Source organism: Actinacidiphila polyblastidii (genome assembly GCF_036353415.1).
Taxonomy (GTDB): Bacteria; Actinomycetota; Actinomycetes; order Streptomycetales; family Streptomycetaceae; genus Actinacidiphila; species Actinacidiphila polyblastidii.
Genome location: NZ_JAZEWV010000019.1, coordinates 49,174 through 69,988 on the forward strand (window position 1 = coordinate 49,174; position 20,815 = coordinate 69,988).

Sequence of the window (20,815 nt, forward strand, 5' to 3'; positions counted from 1 at the left end):
GTCAGTCGGTGGAAACGCCCCGGCCCAGCTCCCAGAACTGGGTGGTCGAGGAGGCGTTGAGCGCCCACTCGGTGCCGGTGATGTCGCTGCGCGCGGCGATGTACTGCTTGCCCTGCCACAGCGGCAGCACCGGCACGTCCGCGGCGATCACCTTCTGCGCCGTCTCGAAGTCCGGCACCGCGCTGCTGCGCTGGGTCTTCTGGCGGGTGGAGGGGATGATCTGGTCCCGGATCTCGCGGTTGACGTAGGCGAGGTTCAGGAAGTCGTCCTTGCCGAAGAACGGGGCGATGTAGTTGTCCGGGTCCGGGAAGTCGGGGAACCAGCCCATCCCGAACACCTGGTACCGGTGCGCCCGGTAGGCCGCCTTGTAGGCGTTCCAGTCGGCGACGCCCTGCAGGGTGACCCGGAACAGGCCGCCGGACTCCAGCTGGTCCTTGAGCAGCGTGAACTCCGGCGCGGTCGCCTCGCCGTAGTGCTGGGTGGTGTACGACAGCGTGATCGGCACGGGGGTGTCGAGGTGCGCCCCCGCCAGGTAGCCGCGGGCCTTGGCCAGGTCCGGCTGGTCGCCGTACGCGTCGTAGAAGGAGTTGGTGTGGCCGGTGATGCTCTGCGGGACCAGCGAGTAGAGCGGGGTGGTGGTGCGCTGGTAGACGTCCTTGGTCAGCGCCTGCCGGTCGACCAGGCTGGCGATGGCCTTGCGGACGGCCGGCTTGGCGATCGTCGGGTCGGCGGTGTTGAAGACGAGGTAGCGGATCTCGGTGCCGGGCGCCTCGGTGAGCTTGACGCCCTGGTCGGCGCCGAGCGACAGCTGGGCGACCTGGGCCGGTGACATCGTCCGGCTCATCACGTCGATCGCGCCGCTGGTGAGCGCGGACTGCATGGCCTTGGAGGAGGTGAAGAACCGCAGCTCGATCCTGCTGTTGCTCAGGTTGATGGTGCCCTTGTAGCGGGGGTTCCTGACGAAGACCGCGCTCTTGCCCGAGGTGAAGGACTTCAGCTCGTAGGGCCCCGAGCCGACCACGCCGTAGCCCTCGTGCACCTTGGTCGCGTCGTAGGCGCCGCTGTCCACGATGTCGGCCGCCGGGGTGGCGAGCTTGAACGGGAAGGTCGAGTCGGGGCCCGACAGGTGGAAGACGACGGTGGCGTCGTCCGGCGTCTCCACCTTGTCGATGTTGCTGAGCAGGCTGGACGGACCGTTGGGATCGTTGATCTTGATCATCCGGTCCACCGAGAACTTGACGTCCTGCGAGGTGATCCTGTCGCCGTTGGAGAAGGTCAGGCCGCTGCGCAGCGTGCAGCGGTACTGCTCGCCCTGGCTGTCGGTGAAGTGGCACTCCTGGGCCGCCTCGGGCTGCGGCTGGGTGCCGCTGCGCGGAAGGCGCAGCAGGGTCTGGTACGTGTTGTTGAAGATGTTCCAGCTGCCGATGTCGTACCCGGTCGCCGGGTCGAACGGCGCCGGGTTGTCCTTCGACATCTGGAACGTGTCCGTCGTACCGACCACGATGGCGCCGCCGCCGTCTCCGCTGCCGCCGCCGGACCCGCATCCGGCGAGCGACAGGGATGCCAGGCCTATCAGGGCCGGCAGAACGAGCAGCTTTCGATTCATCCTCGACGATCTCCCTCGTGTGTGCGGATCACCCCGTCACGCCACGCCCGAGCTCCCAGAACTGCGTGGTGGTCGAGGAGTTGAGAGCCCATTCCACACCGGTGATGTTGCTGCGGGAGACGATGTACTGCTTGCCCTGCCACAGCGGCAGCATCGGGACGTCCTGGGCGACGATCTGCTGTGCCTGGCCGAAGGCGTCGCTCGCGGTGCTGCGCTGCGCCATCCGGCGGGTCTCCGGCAGGAGCTGGTCCTGGATCTGCTTGCTCGCGTACGGCAGGTTCAGGAAGTTGTCCCGGTCGAAGAACGGTGCGATGTAGTTGTCCGGGTCCGGGAAGTCCGGCAGCCAACTGATCGCGAAGATCTGGTACTTGCGCTGTGAGGCGGCCTTCAGGAAGGCGCTCCACTCCTCGCTCTTGGCGGTGACGTCGAACAGGCCGCTCGCGTTGAGCTGCCTGGCGATCGCCTCCGCTTCCGGCTGGTTCATCGTGCCGCCGTTGTCGCGGCGGTAGTTGATGGTCAGCGGGATCTTGCTGGTGATGCCCGCGGCGTGCAGCTTCGTCTTGGCCGCCGCGACGTTCGGCGTCGGGTAGTCGGCGAAGAAGGAGTTGGTGTGGCCGGAGATGCCCTGCGGCACCACCGAGTACAGCGGGTCCGCGGTGCGCTTGTAGACGTCGCGGGTGATCGCCTGGCGGTCGACGACCTCGGCGATCGCCTGGCGCACCGCCTTCGTCCTCAGGTCCGAGGAGGAGGTGTTGAGGAACAGGTAGCGCGCCTCGCCGCCGGGCGACTCGGTCAGCTTGATGCTCGGGTCGCTGCTGGTCTGCAGCTGGTTGATCTGGTCCGGCGACAGCGTCCGCGACATCACGTCGATGGCGCCGGTCTTCAGCGCCGACTCCATCTTGTTGGAGTCCGCGAACATCCTCAGCTCGACCTTGCTGTTGTTGAGCTTGAGCAGGCCCTGGTAGTTCGAGTTCTTGTCGAACGTGCCGGACTGGAGGTTGCCCTGGGCGTCCTTGGTGGCGGAGCTGAGCGTGTACGGGCCGGAGCCGACCAGCTTGAAGCCGGTGTACGGCTTGGTCGGATCGTAGACCTTGCTGTCCAGGATCGCCGCGGCGGGTGTGGCGAGCTTGGCCGGGAAGGTCGCGTCCGGGGCCTTGAGCTGGAAGACGACGGTCTTCTCGTCCGGGGTGTTCACCGACTTCACGCCGGCTATCAGGGACGCGGGACCGGCGTTCCAGTTGATCTTCAGCATCCGGTCGATGGAGAACTTCACGTCCGCCGAGGTCAGCGAGTCGCCGTTGGAGAACTTCAGGCCGTCACGCATGGTGCACGTGTACGTCAGCCCGGTGGTGTCGTTGTAGTGGCAGTCGCTGGCCGCGTCCGGCGTCGGCGTGGTGCTGCCGCGCGGGTAGGTCAGCAGCATCTGGAACGTGTTGTAGAAGATGTTCCAGGTCGCGCTGTCGTAGGACGTCGCCGGGTCGAGCGGGGCGGGGTTGTCCTTGGTCAGCTCGATGCTGTCGGTGGTGCCGACGACGATGGGTTTGCCACTGTCGCTGCTCCCCCCGCCGGAGCCGCCGCACCCACTGATCAGGGGTGTCAGTACGCCCAGCAGGGCGGGCAGCACCAGAAGCTTGCGGTTCATCGTCGTTGTTCTCCTCTTGCCCTTGCACATGTGCCGGTCGTGCTCGCGGTGCGCGGAGCCGGCCGGCAGCCCAACTGGTCGCCCGCGCACCGAGATCCCAGGAGCGGGGAGCAGACCGGGAAAGCCGTCGCGTGCGGAAGCCGGGGCCCCTCGCGCGGGGTCACCGCAGGTATTCCAGCACACTCCGCGCGCACGCTCGGGCGACGATACCGAGATTGCGTGTGATCAGCACCAACGGGAGGCCAAAGTTCGCGTCACAGCGGCCTTCGCGGGCCGCGCGGACACACTCAGTGAATACGCGTGTTCACAGCGCGCAGAAAAGGGAGGGTCACGTCCTCCAGGGAGCGGACCACCATCACGCCGGGGGCGGGCGCGATCGGCGCCACCGAGGGCACCGCGATCACCTGGCAGCCGGCCGCCAGCGCCGAGGCGACGCCGGTGGGGGTGTCCTCGACCACGACGCAGTCCGCGGGGGCCGCGCCGAGCCGGGCCGCGGCGGTCAGATACGGCTCGGGGTCCGGCTTGGTGCGGCTCACCTCGTCGCCGGCCAGGGTGAAGGCGAAGTGCTCGGGGCCCAGCGAGCGGAGCATCGCGTCGATGGTGGTGCGGTAGGACGCGGAGACCAGCGCGGTCGGCGTCCCGTGCGCGGACAGCTCCGCGAGCAGCCGGCGGGCGCCGGGCATCAGCGGGGCGCCGCGGGCGATCAGCTGCTCGAAGCGGGTGTTGATCGCCAGGGTCAGCTCGGCGAGGGTGGCGGTGGTGCCGGTCACCGACATCAGGTGGCCGAGGCTGCGCGACATCGGGCCGCCGACGACGACCGAGCGGTGCACCTCGTCCAGCACGTGGCCGAGCTCCGCGAAGACCTCGGCCTCCGCGGTCCACCACAGCCCCTCGGTGTCCACCAGGGTGCCGTCCAGGTCCAGCAGCACGGCGTGCGGACCGGGCCGCTGGGTCGTCCGCGTGCCGGCGACGGGGATGCTGCTGGTCATACGCGCCACTCCTCGGCCTGGGGGACACAGAGGCCGGTCGCCGCGTCCCGTGTGCCACGGGGCGGCGACCGGCCTCTGCCGGACCGTCCATTCTACGTCGGCCGGGTTCGACACGCCGTACGGCGGGCGAAGAGCCGGTGACGGCCTCGTCAACGGGCGTTGAAGTACTTCGCCTCGGGGTGGTGGATGACGATCGCGTCGGTGGACTGCTCCGGGTGCAGCTGGAACTCCTCGGAGAGCTTCACGCCGATCCGCTCGGGCTCCAGCAGCGCGGCGATCTTCGCCCGGTCCTCCAGGTCGGGGCAGGCGCCGTAGCCCAGCGAGAAGCGCGCGCCGCGGTACTTCAGCGCGAACATGTCCTCCACGTCCGAGGGGTCCTCGCCGCCGAAGCCCAGCTCGCCGCGGACCCGCGCGTGCCAGTACTCGGCCAGCGCCTCGGCCAGCTGCACCGACAGGCCGTGCAGCTCCAGGTAGTCGCGGTAGGAGTCGGCGGCGAACAGCTCGCCGGCCGCCTCGGAGATCCGGCTGCCGACGGTGACGACCTGGAAGCCGACCACGTCGGTCTCGCCGGACTCCTCCGGCCGGAAGAAGTCCGCCAGGCACAGCCGGCGGCCGCGGCGCTGCCGGGGGAAGGAGAAGCGGGTGCGCTCGCTGCCGTCCTCGTGCAGCACGATCAGGTCGTCGCCCTTGGCCACGCACGGGAAGTAGCCGTAGACCACGGCCGCCTCCAGCAGGCCCTCGGACTGCAGCCGGGTGAGCAGCCCGCGCAGCCGCGGCCGCCCCTCGGACTCCACCAGATCCTCGTACGAGGGGCCGGTGGCGCGGGACTGCTTCAGGCCCCACTGGCCCTTGAAGAGGGCTCCCTCGTCGAGCCAGGAGGCGTAGTCGGCCAGCGGGATGCCCTTGACGACCCGGGTGCCCCAGAACGGCGGCTCGGGCACCGGGTTGTCCACGGCGACGTCGGACCGCACCTGGCCGAGGTCGGCCTCGGGCTCCTCCGGCTGCTCGCGCCGGGCCACCCGGCGTGCCTTCAGCTCGGGCAGCGCGGCGCCCGGCACCCCGCGCTTGATGCCGATCAGCGCGTCCATCAGCCGCAGTCCCTCGAAGGCGTCCCGGGCGTAGCGGACCTCGCCCGCGTAGATCTCGTGCAGGTCCTGCTCGACGTAGGCGCGGGTGAGGGCGGCGCCGCCGAGGATCACCGGGTACTCGGCGGACAGGCCGCGCTGGTTCAGCTCCTCCAGGTTCTCCTTCATGATCACCGTGGACTTGACCAGCAGCCCGGACATGCCGATGACGTCGGCGCGGTGCTCCTGGGCGGCTTCGAGGATCGCCGAGACCGGCTGCTTGATGCCGAGGTTGACCACGTTGTAGCCGTTGTTGGAGAGGATGATGTCGACCAGGTTCTTGCCGATGTCGTGCACGTCGCCGCGGACGGTGGCGAGCACGATGGTGCCCTTGCCGCCGCTCTCGTCGGACTTCTCCATGTGCGGTTCGAGGTGCGCCACGGCGGCCTTCATGACCTCGGCGGACTGCAGCACGAACGGAAGCTGCATCTGGCCGGAGCCGAACAGCTCGCCGACGACCTTCATCCCGGACAGCAGCGTGTCGTTGACGATGTCCAGCGCGGGCCGCTCGGTGAGCGCCTCGTCGAGGTCCGCGGTGAGGCCGTTCTTCTCGCCGTCGATGATCCGCCGCTGCAGCCGCTCCTCCAGCGGGAGCGCCATCAGCTCCTCGGCCCGGCCGGCCCGCACCGACTTGGTGTCGACGCCCTCGAACAGCTCCATCAGCCGTTGCAGCGGGTCGTAGCCCTCGCGGCGCCGGTCGTGCACCAGGTCGAGCGCGACCTGCCGCTGCTCCTCGGGGATGCGGGCGATCGGCAGGATCTTGGAGGCGTGCACGATGGCGGAGTCGAGGCCGGCCTTCACGCACTCGTCGAGGAAGACCGAGTTGAGCACCACGCGGGCGGCGGGGTTGAGGCCGAAGGAGATGTTCGACAGGCCCAGCGTGGTCTGCACGTCGGGGTGGCGGCGCTTGAGCTCGCGGATCGCCTCGATGGTGGCGACACCGTCCTTGCGGGACTCCTCCTGGCCGGTGCAGATGGTGAAGGTGAGGCAGTCGATGAGGATGTCGGACTCGGCGACGCCCCAGTTGCCGGTCAGGTCGGCGATCAGCCGCTCGGCGATCTCCACCTTCTTCTCCGGGGTGCGGGCCTGGCCCTCCTCGTCGATGGTGAGCGCGATGAGGGCCGCTCCGTGCTCGACGGCCAGCTGGGTGACGCGGGCGAAGCGGGACTCGGGGCCGTCGCCGTCCTCGTAGTTCACCGAGTTGAGCACCGCGCGGCCGCCGAGCTTCTCCAGCCCGGCGCGGAGCACCTCGACCTCGGTGGAGTCCAGCACGATCGGCAGCGTGGAGGCGGTGGCGAACCGCCCGGCGATCTCGGCCATGTCGGCGACGCCGTCCCGCCCGACGTAGTCCACGCACAGGTCCAACAGGTGGGCGCCCTCGCGGATCTGGTCCCGGGCCAGCTCGACGCAGTCCTCCCAGCGGCCCTCCAGCATCGCGTCGCGGAACTTCTTGGAGCCGTTGGCGTTGGTGCGCTCGCCGATCGCCAGGTACGAGGTGTCCTGCCGGAAGGGCACGGTCTGGTAGAGAGAGGCGGCGCCGGGCTCGGGGCGGGGGCTGCGCGGCACGATCTCCTGGCCGCCGACCCGCTCCACCAGCTGCCGCAGGTGCTCGGGCGTGCTGCCGCAGCAGCCGCCGACCAGCGACAGGCCGTACTCGCGGGCGAAGACCTCGTGCGCGTCGGCCAGTTCCGCCGGGGACAGCGGGTAGTGGGCGCCGTCCTTGGTGAGCACCGGCAGGCCGGCGTTGGGCATGCAGGCGAGCGGCGTACGGGAGTGCCGGGCCAAGTAGCGCAGGTGCTCGCTCATCTCGGCGGGGCCGGTCGAGCAGTTGAGGCCGATCAGGTCGATGCCGAGCGGTTCGAGCGCGGTGAGCGCGGCGCCGATCTCGGAGCCGAGCAGCATGGTTCCGGTGGTCTCGACGGCCACCTCGCAGATCAGCGGCAGGTTCACGCCGGCCGCCGCCATCGCCCGGCGCGAGCCGATCAGGGCGGCCTTGACCTGTAGCAGGTCCTGCATGGTCTCCACGATGAGGGCGTCGGCGCCGCCCTCGATGAGCCCGGCGGCGTTGGCCTCGTAGCCGTCGCGCAGGGTGCGGAAGGTGGTGTGGCCGAGGGTCGGCAGCTTGGTGCCGGGGCCGATCGAGCCGAGCACCCAGCGCGGCCGGCCGTCGGCGGCGAAGCCGTCGGCCACCTCGCGGGCCAGCCGGGCGCCGGCCACCGCCAGCTCGTGGATGCGGTCGGCGGCGTCGTACTCGGCCAGCGCGCTCTGGTTGGCGCCGAAGGTGTTGGTCTCCACGCAGTCCACGCCGGCCGCGAAGTACGCCTCGTGGACCGAGCGCACGATGTCGGGGCGGGTGAGGTTGAGGATCTCGTTGCAGCCCTCGAGCTGCTGGAAGTCGTCGAGCGTCGGGTCCTGTGCCTGGAGCATGGTGCCCATCGCCCCGTCGGCGACGACGACGCGGGAGGCGAGCGCCTCGCGCAGGGCGGCGGCCCGGGCGTTGCTCGCGGACGCGGCGAAGGCCGGGGCGGCCGGGGTGAACGAGGGGGACGGCGAGGCCATGGAGGTGCTCCCTGGGATGCGACGGCTGTCGGCTATGCGCGCTCGCAGCCCTGGCGCTGCCGGAGCCGGCCGAGGACGCACCCCGCCAGCCTAGCCGCCGGGGGCGCACCGCCTCGAAGGCATTCCGAGGAGCGGACGGGTGGTGCCACAATCGTCTCTGCGATGATGAAGGTCGACAATGTCGACCGGGGCACGGATAGATCCGGCCGCCGCCCTGCTGCCGCCCCCGTCCCTTGGAGTGCGCGAGATGCCAGGTCCCATCCAGTCACTCGAGCGGGCCGCCGCGATCCTGCGGCTGCTGGCGGGCGGGGAGCGCAGGCTGGGCCTGTCCGACGTGGCCTCCTCGCTCGGCCTGGCCAAGGGCACCGCGCACGGCATCCTGCGCACCCTGCAGCAGGAGGGCTTCGTCGAGCAGGACCCGGCGTCCGGCCGCTACCAGCTCGGCGCCGAGCTGCTGCGGCTCGGCAACAGCTACCTGGACGTGCACGAGCTGCGCGCCCGCGCCCTGGTGTGGACCGACGACCTGGCCAGGTCCAGCGGCGAGGCGGCGTACCTGGGGGTGCTGCACCAGCAGGGCGTGCTGATCGTGCACCACGTCTTCCGGCCGGACGACAGCCGGCAGGTGCTGGAGGTCGGGGCGATGCAGCCGCTGCACAGCACCGCGATGGGCAAGGTGCTCTCGGCCTTCGACCCGGTGGCGCACAACGAGGTGGCCGAGGGCGAGCGGGCCGCGCTGACCGCGCGCACGATCACCGCCGCGGCGGACTTCGAGACGGTGCTCGACCTGACCCGTGCCCGCGGCTGGGCGGCCGACCTGGAGGAGACCTGGGACGGCGTGGCCTCGGTGGCCGCGCCGGTCTACGACCGCAGGCGGATGCCGGTGGGCGCGGTCGGCGTCACCGGCGCGGTGGAGCGGGTCTGCGACGCCGACGGGATACGCGCGCGCCTGGTGGCGGCGGTGCGGGACTGCGCGCGGGCGGTCTCCCGCGACCTGGGCGCCGGACGGTTCTGAGCGCCGTGCCGCGCGCGGTTTCGCGCGGCTTGTCCGGCCGCCGCCGGGTCTCGTCGGTCACATGCCTCTTGACCAGCGGTCGTCATGGAGTAAAACTCGCGCACAGCGGTCGACATTGTCGAACACCGGCCGGGCCGGGAATGCCGCTATCGGACAATTGACAAAGGAGTCGCTGTGTCCCATGGCCACATCGTCGTCGGTGAGCTTTTCGGCACCGCCGTGCTCATCCTGATGGGCGGCGGCGTCTGCGCCGCCGTGACGCTGAAGAAATCGAAGGCCAAGGACGCCGGATGGGTGGCGATCGCCTTCGGCTGGGGCTTCGCGGTGATGGCCGGCGCGTACATCGCCAACGGCTACTCCGGAGGCCAGCTCAACCCGGCGGTGACGCTGGGCGTGGCCATCAAGACCGGCGTGTGGAGCACGGTGCCCTACTACCTGATAGGCCAGTTCGCCGGTGCGATCATCGGAGCGTTCCTGGTCTGGGTGGCCTACATGGGCCAGTTCACCGCGCACCTGACCGACCCCGAGGTGGTGTCGGGGCAGGAGGCCGACCCGGCGGGCCCGGCCACCGGCCGCAAGGCCCCCGGCGGCCCGGTGCTCGGCGTCTTCGCCACCGGCCCGGAGATCAGGAACCCGGTGCAGAACCTGCTCACCGAGATCATCGGCACGGCGGTGCTGGTGCTCTTCATCCTCACCCAGGGCATGACGAACGGCCTCGCCCTCAACGGCCTGGGCATCCTGCTGACCTCACTGCTGGTGGTCGGTGTCGGCCTGTCGCTCGGCGGCCCGACCGGCTACGCCATCAACCCGGCCCGCGACCTCGGCCCGCGCATCGTGCACAGCCTGCTGCCGCTGCCCGGCAAGGGCGGATCGGACTGGAGCTACGCCTGGATACCGGTGGTCGGCCCGCTGGCCGGCGCCGCCGTCGCGGGCGGCCTGTACAAGCTCGCCTTCACGTGACCCCGCCAGGACGCCAGGCCCCCCGCCACCCCGCGCAGACCCTTGAGGAGCACACCGTGACCGACCAGCACAGCGACGCTACCGGCCAGGAGCAGCGGACCAGCTCGCACGGCAGCGGCCCGTTCATCGCCGCCATCGACCAGGGCACCACCTCCAGCCGCTGCATCGTCTTCGACCGGGACGGCAGGATCGTCGCCGTCGACCAGAAGGAGCACGAGCAGATCTTCCCCAAGCCGGGCTGGGTGGAGCACGACGCCGCGGAGATCTGGACCAACGTCCAGGAGGTGGTGGCCGGCGCCGTCGGCAGGGCCGCGCAGGAGGTTCCCGGCTTCACGCCCTCCGACGTCAAGGCGATCGGCATCACCAACCAGCGCGAGACCACCCTGCTGTGGGACCGGCACACCGGCGAGCCGGTGCACAACGCGCTGGTCTGGCAGGACACCCGGACCGACGCGCTCTGCCGGGAGCTGGGCCGCAACGTCGGCCAGGACCGGTTCCGCCGCACGACCGGGCTGCCGCTCGCGTCGTACTTCGCCGGGCCGAAGATCCGCTGGCTGCTGGACAACGTCGAGGGCCTGCGCGAGCGCGCCGAGGCCGGCGACATCCTCTTCGGCACCATGGACTCCTGGGTGATCTGGAACCTCACCGGCGGCGTCGACGGCGGCGTGCACGTCACCGACGTCACCAACGCCTCGCGCACCCTGCTGATGGACCTGCGCACCCTGGACTGGGACGAGAAGATCCTCGCCTCGATCGGGGTGCCCGCCGCGGTGCTGCCGCAGATCCGGTCCTCCTCCGAGGTGTACGGCAGCACCAGCGTCGGCGGCCTGGTGGACGTGCCGGTGGCCGCCGCGCTCGGCGACCAGCAGGCGGCGCTGTTCGGCCAGACCTGCTTCACCAAGGGCGAGGCCAAGTCCACGTACGGCACCGGCACCTTCATGCTGATGAACACCGGCGAGACCCCGGTCAACTCGTACAACGGCCTGATCACCACCGTCGGCTACCGGATCGGCGAGGACGCGCCGGTCTACGCCCTGGAGGGCTCGATCGCGGTCACCGGGTCGCTGGTGCAGTGGATGCGCGACCAGATGGGGCTGATCAGCACCGCGGCCGAGATCGAGACGCTTGCCTCCTCGGTGGAGGACAACGGCGGCGCGTACTTCGTGCCGGCCTTCTCCGGCCTGTTCGCGCCCTACTGGCGCGACGACGCCCGCGGCGTGATCGCCGGCCTGACCCGCTACGTCACCAAGGCGCACATCGCCCGCGCGGTGCTGGAGGCCACGGCCTGGCAGACCCGGGAGATCGCCGACGCGATGACCAAGGACTCCGGCGTCGAGCTGACCGCGCTCAAGGTCGACGGCGGCATGACCTCCAACAACCTGCTGATGCAGACCCTGGCGGACTTCCTGGACGCACCGGTGGTGCGCCCGATGGTCGCCGAGACCACCTGCCTCGGCGCGGCCTACGCGGCCGGCCTCGCGGTCGGCTTCTGGCCGGACACCGACGCGCTGCGGGCGAACTGGCGGCGAGCCGCCGAGTGGACCCCGCGGATGGACGCGGCGCAGCGCGACCGCGAGTACAAGAGCTGGCTCAAGGCCGTCCAGGCGACCATGGGCTGGATCGACGACGAGGAGCACTGAGACACACCATGACCACCCTGCACAGCGTCCCCTCTCTCGGGACGCATCCGACCGCCGGAGCCAACCCCGGACGGGCGGAGACCCGTGACCTGCTCGGCCGCGCCACGTACGACCTGCTGGTGATCGGCGGCGGCATCCTCGGCATCACCACCGCCTGGCATGCCGCGCAGTCGGGACTGCGGGTGGCCATGGTGGACGCGGGCGACTTCGCCGGAGCGACCTCCTCGGCCTCCTCCAAGCTGCTGCACGGCGGGCTGCGCTACCTGCAGACCGGCGCGGTCAAGCTGGTCGCCGAGAACCACGTCGAGCGGCGCGCCGTCTCCAGGGACGTCGCGCCGCACCTGGCGAAGCCGCTCACCTTCTACCTGCCGGTGTACAAGGGCGGCCCGCACGGCGCCGCCAAGCTCGGCGCGGGTGTCTTCGCCTACTCGGCGCTGTCCGCCTTCCGCGACGGCGTCGGCCACGTCATCAGCCCGGCCAGGGCCGCCCGCGACGTACCGGAGCTGCGCACCGAGGACCTGCGCGCGGTCGCCGTCTACGAGGACGGGCAGATGAACGACTCCCGGATGGCGCTGATGACCGTCCGGGCCGCGGTGGAGGCCGGCGCGACCGTGCTCAACCACGCCGAGGTGACCGGGCTGCGCTTCACCGCGGGCCGGGTGACCGGCGCGGAGCTGCGCGACCGCACCGACGGCGCGGAGTTCGGCGTCAACGCCCGGCTGGTGCTCAACGCCACCGGCCCCTGGGTGGACCGGCTGCGCCTGATGGAGGACCCGGCCGCCGCGCCGTCGATCCGGCTGTCCAAGGGCGCCCACCTGGTGCTGAAGCCCACCGCGCCGTGGCGGGCGGCGCTCGCCACCCCGATCGACAAGTACCGGATCACCTTCGCGCTGCCCTGGGAGGACATGCTGCTGCTCGGCACCACCGACGAGGTGTACGAGGGCGACCCGGCGGACGTGCGGGTCACCGAGGCGGACATCAGCCAGATCCTCGACGAGGCGTCCCTCTCGGTCCGCGACCGGCAGCTGTCCAGGGACCTGGTCACGTACTCCTTCGCCGGGCTGCGGGTGCTGCCCGGGGGGCCGGGCGACACGGCCACCGCCAAGCGGGAGACCGTGGTCACCGAGGGCGCCGGCGGCATGCTGTCGGTGGCCGGCGGCAAGTGGACCACCTTCCGGCACATCGGGCGCACCGTGATGAACAAGCTGGCGGCCCTCCCCGGCCATCCGCTGGCCGACGACATGGAGCCGATGAACCGGCTGCCGCGGCACGCGCCGCTGCCCGGCTTCGCCAGCCCCGACGCGGTCGCCCACCGGCTGCTCGTCGACGGCACCGCCCCGGGGCCGCGGATGGCCGCGGACACCGCGCGCCACCTGGCCGGCCACTACGGCTCGCTCGCCTTCGACATCGCCCGGCTGGCCAACGAGGACCCGCGCCTCGCCGAGCGCGTCCACCCGGACGCGCCGGAGATCTGGGCGCAGGTCGTCTACGCGCGCGACCACGAGTGGGCCGAGGAGGTCGACGACGTGCTGCGCCGCCGCACCACCCTCACCGTGCGCGGCCTGGACACGCCGCAGGTCCGCACGGAGGTGGCCAGGCTGCTGGCCGACCGCGGCTGAGCCGCTGCGCGGCGCGCACAAGGTCGGGGGCCAGCGCCCCCGACAGCCTCGGACCCGCCCACCCGGGGGCCGCCCCCGGCGGGCGCCGGAACCGGCACCGGGTGCCTGGCGCCACGACGCCGGGCGCCGGGCCGCCGTCGGGCGTGGTCGGCCACCGGGCGCCGGCCACGCGCCGACCAGGCGGGCTGACGCCGCGACGTCCGGTGGTCCCGCCGGTCCCCGCAGCCGCCGGGGGGCTTACGGCAGCACGTCCGGCGTCAGGCCGGGCGGGGTGATGAGGGCGTCCAGTTCGCGGAAGAGAGCGGTCGGGGGCGGGGTTCCGTGGCGGGTGAGGAGGGTCTGCCAGTGGGCGCGGCCGGCCTGCCACAGCGCGCGGGCGTAGCCGGCCACGGGGTCGCCCGGCGAGGTGGGCCAGCCGGCGGCGGCGACCGTGGCGGCGGGGAGTTCGGCCTCGGCGGCGCGCGAGGGGGTGAGCCAGTGGGCGGTGCTGTGCTCGGCGAGCCGGGCCATCCACAGCAGATGGCGTGCGGCGTGGCCGAGCGCGTCCTGGGCCCGCAGGTGCTCGCCGCGGGCGGCGACGTGGAGGGCGAGGACCAGCCAGTTGGCGAACCGGCCGCAGAGGTCGGCGGTCCGCTCCGGGTCCGCGGGGATGTCCGGCCGATCGGGCAGCGCGGCCAGCACCGGTGCGAGCAGGCCCCGCCGGTCCACCACGACCATGCGCTCGACGGCCGCGCCGCGGGCGGGCCACTGGGCGACCGACCCGATGTCGCCGGCGCCGGCGAAGTGGAACTCGCCGCGTACCGGCCCGGGGAAGAAGGCCACGTGCGTGCCGAACTCGTTGCGCACCACGAGGTTCACCGGGGCGACCGCCGCGCACCAGGCGGCCGGGTCGACCTCGGCGAGCCGCTCGGACCGGAAGAACAGCCAGAACTCGACGTCGCTGTACGCGTCACCCTCGCCCGCGGCGAACGAGCCGTACATCAGGGCTGCTTCGACGCCCTCGTCGGCGCGGCACATCTGCCGCACCCGGTCGATGAGTTCGTGTTGGATCATGCGGCCCAGTATGGGTCGCGGCCGCAGAACGCGACAGCGCCCCGGGAGCCGGGCCGCCGCGGGGGAACGCGGGCACGGCTGGGCCGTGGGCGGCGGCTGGCGCATAATGAACAGAAGACATCGGAGGTCTGGCGCGGGCGCCTGGGACCTGAAGCACGGGGAGGGCGCACACATGGCGGTCACCGACGAGGCCATCGAGAAGATCAAGGAGATGATCGTCTCCGGCTCGCTGCGGCCCGGCGACCGGCTGCCGAAGGAGAGCGAGCTGGCAGCCGAACTGGGCCTTTCCCGCAACTCGTTGCGCGAGGCGGTCCGCGCGCTGTCGCTGATCAGGATCCTGGACGTACGCCAGGGCGACGGCACCTATGTCACCAGCCTCGACCCCCAACTGCTGCTGGAGGCACTCAGCTTCGTGGTGGACTTCCACCGCGACGACACCGTGCTGGAGTTCCTCGCGGTGCGGCGGATCCTGGAGCCGGCGGCCACCGCGATGGCCGCCGTCCGGATCTCGGAGGAGGAGCTGGACTCCCTGACGGGCAAGCTCGACGCGCTCGGCCCCGCCCCCTCGGTGGAGGAACTCGTCGCGTCCGACCTGGAGTTCCACCGCGGGATCGTGCAGGGCAGCGGCAACTCGGTGCTCTGCTCGCTGCTCGACGGCCTGTCCGGGCCGACCACCCGGGCGCGGGTGTGGCGCGGCCTCACCCAGGAGGACGCGATCAGCCGCACCCTGCACGAGCACCGGGCGATCCTGGCCGCGCTGCGCGACCGGGACGCGGAGGCCGCCAGGTCCTGGGCGACCGTGCACGTCGCCAGCGTCGAGCAGTGGCTCCGCTCCACGCTGTGACGCCCGGCCGCCGTCGCCTGCCGTACGGCGACGGCAGCCGGCGCGGACCGGCGGCCGGCTCAGGCGAGCCCGTACCAGTGGGCGGCGGTGCCGCCGAGGACGGCGGCCCGGCCGGCCGGGTCGAGCGACGCGATCGCCTGCTCGGCGAGGGCGTAGACGTCGGCGTAGCCTCCGGCGAGCGTGCAGACCGGCCAGTCGGAGCCGTACATCAGCCGGTCGGGCCCGAAGGCGGCCAGCAGGTGCCGGGCGGCCGGCAGCACGTCCTGCGGCCGCCAGCCCTCCCAGTCCGCCTCGGTGACGAGCCCGGAGAGCTTGCAGGCCACGTTGGGCAGCTCGGCGAGCGCCGCGACCTGCCCGGCCCAGGGCTCCCACTCCCCCGACGCCAGCGGCGGCTTCCCGCCGTGGTCGAGCACGAACCGCACCTCGGGCAGCGCCCGCACGGTCCGCACTGCGGCGTCCAGTTGGGCAGGGGTGACCAGCAGGTCGTAGACCAGGCCCGCCGCGGCGACCGCGCGCAGCCCGGCGTGGACGTCCGAGCGGGTCAGCCACGCCGGGTCGGCCTCGTCCTGCACCTGGTGGCGGATGCCGACCAGCGGGCCGGCGGACGGCTCCGCGAGTGAGGCCAGCACCTCGGGCAGCGCCGGGTCGGTGAGGTCGGCCCAGCCGACGACACCGGCGATCAGGCCCTGCGAGCGTGCCGCGACGTCGAGCAGTTCGCGGGTCTCCTCCAGCGAGGAGCTGGACTGGACGACGACGGTCGCTTCGACGGAGTGCGCGGCCAGCAGCGGCCGCAGCTCGTCCAGCCGGAAGGTGCGGTCGATGGGGTGCAGCGCCTCGCCGACCAGCCAGGGCTGCGGCCGGCGCGCCAGGTCCCACAGGTGGTGGTGGGCGTCGATGCGCACCGCCTCACTCCCCCGCGCCGGATGCGGGCCGGGGCCCGGCGCCGCCGTGCGCGGCCGGGCGCCCGGTGAGCGGCAGCGGTACGTCCTCGTCCAGCAGGCCGCGTTCGACGAGCGCGGGCCACAGCTCGTCGGGGATGTCGTGGTCGAACATCGCGGCGTTGTCCCGCACTTCGGCCGCGCTCGCGGCGCCCACCAGCGCGCAGGCCACGCTCGGGTGCGCGAAGGGGAAGCGCAGCGCAGCGGCCCGCAGCGGCACCCCGAACTCGGCGCAGACCGCAGCCATGTCGAGCGCTCGCCGCAGCAACTCCGGTGGGGCGGCAGCGTAGTTGTACGGGGCACCCGGTCTGGGGTCGGCCAGCAGGCCGGAGTTGTAGACACCGCCGACCACCACCTGGGTGCCGCGCCGCTCGCACTGCGGCAGCAGGTCGTCCAGCGCGGTGCGCTCCAGCAGCGTCCAGCGGCCCGCGCAGAGCACCACGTCGACGTCGAGGTCCGCCACCAGCCGGGCCATCACCCCGCTGTAGTTCATGCCGAAGCCGATCGCCTTGACCACGCCCTGGTCGCGCAGCTCGGCCAGCGCGGGAAAGCCCTCGGCGTACACCTCGCGCAGATGGTCCTCGACGTCGTGCAGGTACACGATGTCGACGGCGTCCACGCCGAGCCGCTCCAGGGAGCCCTCCAGCGTGGCGCGGATGCCGTCGGCGGTGAAGTCCCAGACCCTGGCCCGGTCCGGGGAGTCGGTGAAGCCCTGCCCGTCCGGCGTCTCGCCCGGCGCCAGGTCCCGCAGTCTGCGGCCCACCTTGGTGGACAGCAGGTACGTGTCCCGGTCGCGGCCCGCCAGCGCCCGGCCGAGCCGCTCCTCGGAGCGGCCGAGACCGTAGTGCGGCGCGGTGTCGAGATACGTGGGCGCGCCGCCGGACGCGTCGAACGCCGCAGCCACGGTCGCCTCGGCGTCCTCCTCGCTGACGGCGTGGTAGAGATTGGCCAGCGGCGCGCAGCCGAGGCCGAGGCGTGGCAGTGCCGGTACGGGCATGGGCTTTCCGTCTCTCCTTGTTCGGGCCCGGTCCTGTTGCGGCTCAGTCCTGTTTCTCGCCGCTGGCGAATCGGGAGATGATCAGGGCGACGATGATGATGGCACCGTAGAGGAACTTGTCCCACAGCGGCGGGACTCCGCCGAGGGTGGTCACGTTCACCACCAGTTGCAGCGTCAGGACGCCGGTCAGCGCCCCGAAGAGGGTGCCGCGGCCGCCGTTGAGGCTGACGCCGCCGATCACGGTGGCGGCGAAGACCTGGAAGATCCAGCCGTCGCCCTGGGTCGAGGAGATCGCCCCGTAGTGGCCGACGTAGAGCACGCCGGCGAAGGCGGCGAGCAGGCTGCCGACGGCCAGCACGATCCAGGTGATCCGGTCCACCCGGATGCCGGCCGCGCGGGCCGCCTCCGAGTTGCCGCCGATCGCGTACAAGGCGCGGCCGTGCCGCAGGTAGCCGAGCGCGAGGCCGCCCACAGCGAAGAGCACCAGGCAGATCCAGACGGCGGCGGGCGCGCCGATCCAGGAGGCGCCGCCGAGGTAGGAGAAGGACCTGGGCACCTCGACGATGGACTTGCCCTGGGAGATGCCGTCCTGCAGGCCGCGCAGCATGGTGAGCATGCCGAGGGTGGCGATGAAGCCGTTGACCCGCAGTTTGAGGATCATGAAGCCGTTGAAGCCGCCGATCAGCAGCCCGACCAGCAGGCACAGCGGCACCGAGGTCCAGCCGGGCAGCAGGCCGATGCCGTGGTAGGTGGCGGAGCCGCTGCTCGGCATGACCAGCCACATGGCGATCACCGGAGCCACCCCGATGGTGGACTCCAGCGACAGGTCCATCCGGCCGCAGATGAGGATCATCGCCTCGCCGAGCACCAGCAGGCTCAGCTCGCTCACCTGCTGGAGCACGCCGATGAGGTTGTCGGAGGTCAGGAAGGCCGGCGAGACGATGAAGCCGATGACGCCCAGCACCAGGATGACCGGGATCAGCGACAGGTCGCGGTAGCGGGACAGGTGCAGGCGCGGCGCACCGGACGGCGCCCGGTCCGGCGCGGCCACGTCGGCGGCGGTCAGCTGGCTGGTGTCGCTCATTCCTCGGCTCCCTTGTCGCCGCCCGAGGGCAGCCCCTCCATCGCCGAGACCAGGTCCCGGTCGGTCCATCCGCTGTCGAACTCGGCGATCACCCGTCCGTGGAACAGCGCGATCACCCGGTCGCAGACCCGCAGGTCGTCCAGTTCGTCGGAGACGATGACCGCCGCGTCCCCGCGCTCGGCGACGCTCCTGACGACGCCGAGCAGCGAGTCCTTGGACTTCACGTCCACGCCCGCGGTGGGCCTGATGGCCACCAGCACCCGCGGGTCGCGGGCCAGTGCCCGTGCGATGACGACCTTCTGCTGGTTGCCGCCGGACAGGTCGGAGACCGGCTGGCCGGGCCCCGAGGTCTTGATGTCCAGCGAGCTGATCATGCGCCGGGCGAACTCCCGGGTCCGCGACGGCAGGACGGTGCCGTACGGGCCCAGCTGGTCGGTCACGGAGAGGGTGGCGTTCTCCGCGACGCTGCGGCCGAGCACCAGGCCCTGCCGGTGCCGGTCCTCCGGGACGTACCCGATGCCGGCGCCGAGCGCGTGCGGCACGCTGCCGGGACGCACCGGCCGGCCGGCGACCAGCGTACGGCCGGCGGTGGCCCTGCGCAGGCCGACCAGCGTCTCGCCGAGGGCGGTGGCGCCGCTGGCGGTCGCGCCGGCCAGGCCGAGCACCTCGCCCGGGCGGACCGCGAAGTCCACCGGGTCGAAGGCCCCTTCGAGGCCCAGGCCGTCGGCCCGCAGCACCGCCTCGGGCTCGGGCCCGGCCTCGGCGCCCTGCCGCCCGGCGGTGTCCCGCGCCGCGGACGTCGCGTGCCAGGCGGCGGTGTGCGAGGCGGCCTCACCGGTCATGGCCTCCACGAGTTCCGCCTTGCCCAGCTCCGCGACGGTCGCGGTCAGCACATGGCGGGCGTCGCGGTAGACCGTGACGGTGCTGCACAGGTCGTAGACCTCCTGCAGGTGGTGCGAGATGAACAGGAAGGCGACGCCTTGCCGTTGCAGGTCGCGCAGCCGGGTGAAGAGCCGGTCGATGCCGGCCGCGTCGAGCTGGGCGGTGGGCTCGTCGAGGATGATGAAGCGGGCGCCGAAGGACAGGGCGCGTGCGATCTCGACGAACTGGCCCTGCTCCACGGTCAGATCGCCGGCCCGCGCGGCCGGGTCGACCTCGACGCCGTACTCCGCCAGCAGGTCGCGCGCGCGGGCGCGCAGCGCCGACCAGCGGACCCGGCCCGAGCCGAGGCGGTTGAGGAACAGGTTCTCCGCCACCGTCAGGTCGGGCACGACCATGGACTTCTGGTAGACGCAGGCCACCTTGGACTGCCAGGCGGCGGTGTCCCCGGCCGCCGGGGCGGGCTCGCCCTGGAACGAGACCCGCCCGGCGTCCGGCACGTGCAGCCCGGTGAGCACCGAGACCAGGGTGGACTTGCCCGCGCCGTTGCGGCCGACGAGCGCGTGCGAGTCGCCGGCTTCGACGGTGATGCCCACCCGGTCGAGGGCGAGGGTGGGCCCGAACCGCTTGACGACGCCCTCCGCCTGCACGGCGGGCGGCGGGGCGGGCCCGTCGGGGGTGGGAGTGGTCGGGTCGGTCATGGCAGGTCAGCTCTTCCCGAGCTGGTTCGCCCACAGGTCGGGGTCGTCCACGTTGTCCTTGGTGACCAGCGGCGCGGGCAGCTGGTCCTCCAGGCCGTTGGGGATGGTGATGATGTTCGAGCCGTGGTCGGTCGGGCCGGCCTCGAAGGTCTTCCCGGCGAGTGCCGCCTTGGCGTAGTACAGCGCGTACTTGGCGTACAGGTCGGCGGGCTGGGAGATGGTGGCGTCGATCTGCCCGGCCTTGATCGCCTTGAACTCCTCGGGGATGCCGTCGTTGGAGATGATCGTGATGTGGCCGGCCGTGCCGGGCGGCTTGAGCAGGTGCTTCTGCTGGAGCAGCGCCAGGGTCGGCTGCAGGAAGACGCCGCCGGCCTGCATGTAGATGCCGTTGACGTCGGGGTCGGAGGCCAGCGTGGTCTGCAGCTTGGCCGAGGCGACGTCGCCCTTCCAGTCGGTGGCGAGCGCGATCACCTTGACCGCCGGGAACCTGGCCTTCATGCAGGACGCGAACGCCTCGGAGCGATCGCGGCCGTTGATGGAGTCCAGCGCGCCCTCGAACTCGACGACCTTGCCCTTGCCCTTGAGCTGCGCGCCCAGGTACTCGCACGCCTTCTGCCCGTACGCCTTGTTGTCGGCGCGCACCACCATGTACACCTGCCCCTTGTCCGGGCGGGTGTCGACGCTGATCACCGGGATGTGCTTCTTGGCCATCTGCTCCAGCGTGGAGGCGATCGCGCCGGTGTCCTGCGGCGCCATCACGATGGCCTTCGCCCCCTGGTTGGCGAAGTTCTGCACGTTGGCGACGAGCTTGCCGATGTCGTTCTGCGAGTTGGTGCGGGGCAGCGCGGAGACGTCGCCGGCCTTGACGCCCTTCTCTATGTAGCTGTTGTACGAGTTCCAGAAGTCGCTGTCGGAGCGCGGCAGGTCGATGCCGACCTTGCCTGAGGTGCCGGCCTTGCTGTCGCTGCCTCTGTTGCAGCCGGCGAGCGCGGTGACCGCGAGCAGTGCGGCGCAGGCGGCCACGGTCGTCGTGCGCAGTCTCATCGTGAGTCCTGCCCTTCGGGTGGGGCGGTTCGGGACGTGGAGGTGGTGCGGCTCGTGCGGTGGTGCGGCTCGTGCGGTGGTGCGGGCTCAGTGAGCGGTGGGGCGGTGGGCGGTGGGCGGTGGG

General features: G+C 71.9%; 15 protein-coding genes. 5 read left to right on the plus strand and 10 right to left on the minus strand.

Annotated features, from left to right (window positions below; translation table 11 throughout):
- Position 1 precedes the first annotated feature (1 nt).
- The 4 genes from V2S66_RS21755 to metH all read right to left on the minus strand — a co-directional run bounded on the left by V2S66_RS21755 (position 2) and on the right by metH (position 7,920).
- Complete coding sequence (locus tag V2S66_RS21755) at positions 2-1,606, minus strand: ABC transporter substrate-binding protein (protein WP_330797589.1); 1,605 nt, start codon at positions 1,604-1,606, stop codon at positions 2-4.
- A gap of 28 nt (positions 1,607-1,634) precedes the next feature.
- Positions 1,635-3,248 (minus strand): ABC transporter substrate-binding protein, encoded by a 1,614-nt coding sequence (locus tag V2S66_RS21760; RefSeq protein ID WP_330797590.1) that lies wholly within the window; start codon positions 3,246-3,248, stop codon positions 1,635-1,637.
- A gap of 287 nt (positions 3,249-3,535) precedes the next feature.
- Complete coding sequence (locus tag V2S66_RS21765; protein ID WP_330797591.1) at positions 3,536-4,237, minus strand: HAD family hydrolase; 702 nt, start codon at positions 4,235-4,237, stop codon at positions 3,536-3,538.
- Positions 4,238-4,386: 149 nt separating this feature from the next.
- Positions 4,387-7,920 (minus strand): methionine synthase, encoded by a 3,534-nt coding sequence (gene metH / locus V2S66_RS21770; protein ID WP_330797592.1) that lies wholly within the window; start codon positions 7,918-7,920, stop codon positions 4,387-4,389.
- A gap of 247 nt (positions 7,921-8,167) precedes the next feature.
- On the opposite strand from metH, the gene V2S66_RS21775 reads away from it, so the two are divergent.
- The 4 genes from V2S66_RS21775 (at position 8,168) to V2S66_RS21790 (ending at position 13,151) form a co-directional block, all read left to right on the plus strand.
- Positions 8,168-8,932 (plus strand): IclR family transcriptional regulator, encoded by a 765-nt coding sequence (locus tag V2S66_RS21775; RefSeq protein WP_330797593.1) that lies wholly within the window; start codon positions 8,168-8,170, stop codon positions 8,930-8,932.
- Between the two features lie 174 nt (positions 8,933-9,106).
- Entirely contained in the window at positions 9,107-9,892 is a 786-nt protein-coding gene (locus V2S66_RS21780; protein WP_330797594.1) for an MIP/aquaporin family protein, read from the plus strand.
- 56 nt (positions 9,893-9,948) lie between these two features.
- Positions 9,949-11,532 carry a glycerol kinase GlpK gene (gene glpK / locus V2S66_RS21785; protein ID WP_330797595.1) on the plus strand — a complete coding sequence of 528 codons (1,584 nt, stop codon included), beginning with the start codon at positions 9,949-9,951 and terminating at the stop codon, positions 11,530-11,532.
- An 8-nt stretch (positions 11,533-11,540) separates the two neighbouring features.
- Positions 11,541-13,151, plus strand: a complete 1,611-nt coding sequence (locus V2S66_RS21790; RefSeq protein ID WP_330797596.1) for a glycerol-3-phosphate dehydrogenase/oxidase — start codon at positions 11,541-11,543, stop codon at positions 13,149-13,151.
- A 237-nt stretch (positions 13,152-13,388) separates the two neighbouring features.
- On the opposite strand, the gene V2S66_RS21795 is transcribed toward V2S66_RS21790, so the two are convergent.
- On the minus strand, positions 13,389-14,204 hold the full coding sequence (locus V2S66_RS21795) for a nucleotidyltransferase domain-containing protein (protein ID WP_330797597.1): 816 nt from the start codon (positions 14,202-14,204) through the stop codon (positions 13,389-13,391).
- A gap of 172 nt (positions 14,205-14,376) precedes the next feature.
- On the opposite strand from V2S66_RS21795, the gene V2S66_RS21800 reads away from it, so the two are divergent.
- A complete protein-coding gene (locus tag V2S66_RS21800; protein WP_330797598.1) occupies positions 14,377-15,048 on the plus strand; it encodes a FadR/GntR family transcriptional regulator in 672 nt (223 codons plus the stop codon).
- 59 nt (positions 15,049-15,107) lie between these two features.
- Here the strand turns inward: V2S66_RS21800 and V2S66_RS21805 are convergent, their stop codons facing one another.
- Genes V2S66_RS21805 through V2S66_RS21825 form a run of 5 tightly spaced genes read right to left on the minus strand, consistent with a single transcriptional unit; the run spans position 15,108 to position 20,691 of the window.
- Complete coding sequence (locus V2S66_RS21805; RefSeq protein WP_330797599.1) at positions 15,108-15,950, minus strand: amidohydrolase family protein; 843 nt, start codon at positions 15,948-15,950, stop codon at positions 15,108-15,110.
- A gap of 4 nt (positions 15,951-15,954) precedes the next feature.
- Positions 15,955-16,983 (minus strand): aldo/keto reductase, encoded by a 1,029-nt coding sequence (locus tag V2S66_RS21810; RefSeq protein ID WP_330797600.1) that lies wholly within the window; start codon positions 16,981-16,983, stop codon positions 15,955-15,957.
- Between the two features lie 43 nt (positions 16,984-17,026).
- The gene (locus V2S66_RS21815) at positions 17,027-18,067 is read right to left on the minus strand and encodes an ABC transporter permease (protein ID WP_330797601.1); all 1,041 of its coding nucleotides are present in this window, start codon (positions 18,065-18,067) and stop codon (positions 17,027-17,029) included.
- The gene (locus tag V2S66_RS21820) at positions 18,064-19,647 is read right to left on the minus strand and encodes a sugar ABC transporter ATP-binding protein (protein ID WP_330797602.1); all 1,584 of its coding nucleotides are present in this window, start codon (positions 19,645-19,647) and stop codon (positions 18,064-18,066) included. Before V2S66_RS21820 ends, V2S66_RS21815 begins: the two co-directional genes overlap by 4 nt.
- 6 nt (positions 19,648-19,653) lie before the next feature.
- The gene (locus V2S66_RS21825) at positions 19,654-20,691 is read right to left on the minus strand and encodes a sugar ABC transporter substrate-binding protein (protein WP_330797603.1); all 1,038 of its coding nucleotides are present in this window, start codon (positions 20,689-20,691) and stop codon (positions 19,654-19,656) included.
- Between the last annotated feature and the right edge of the window lie 124 nt (positions 20,692-20,815).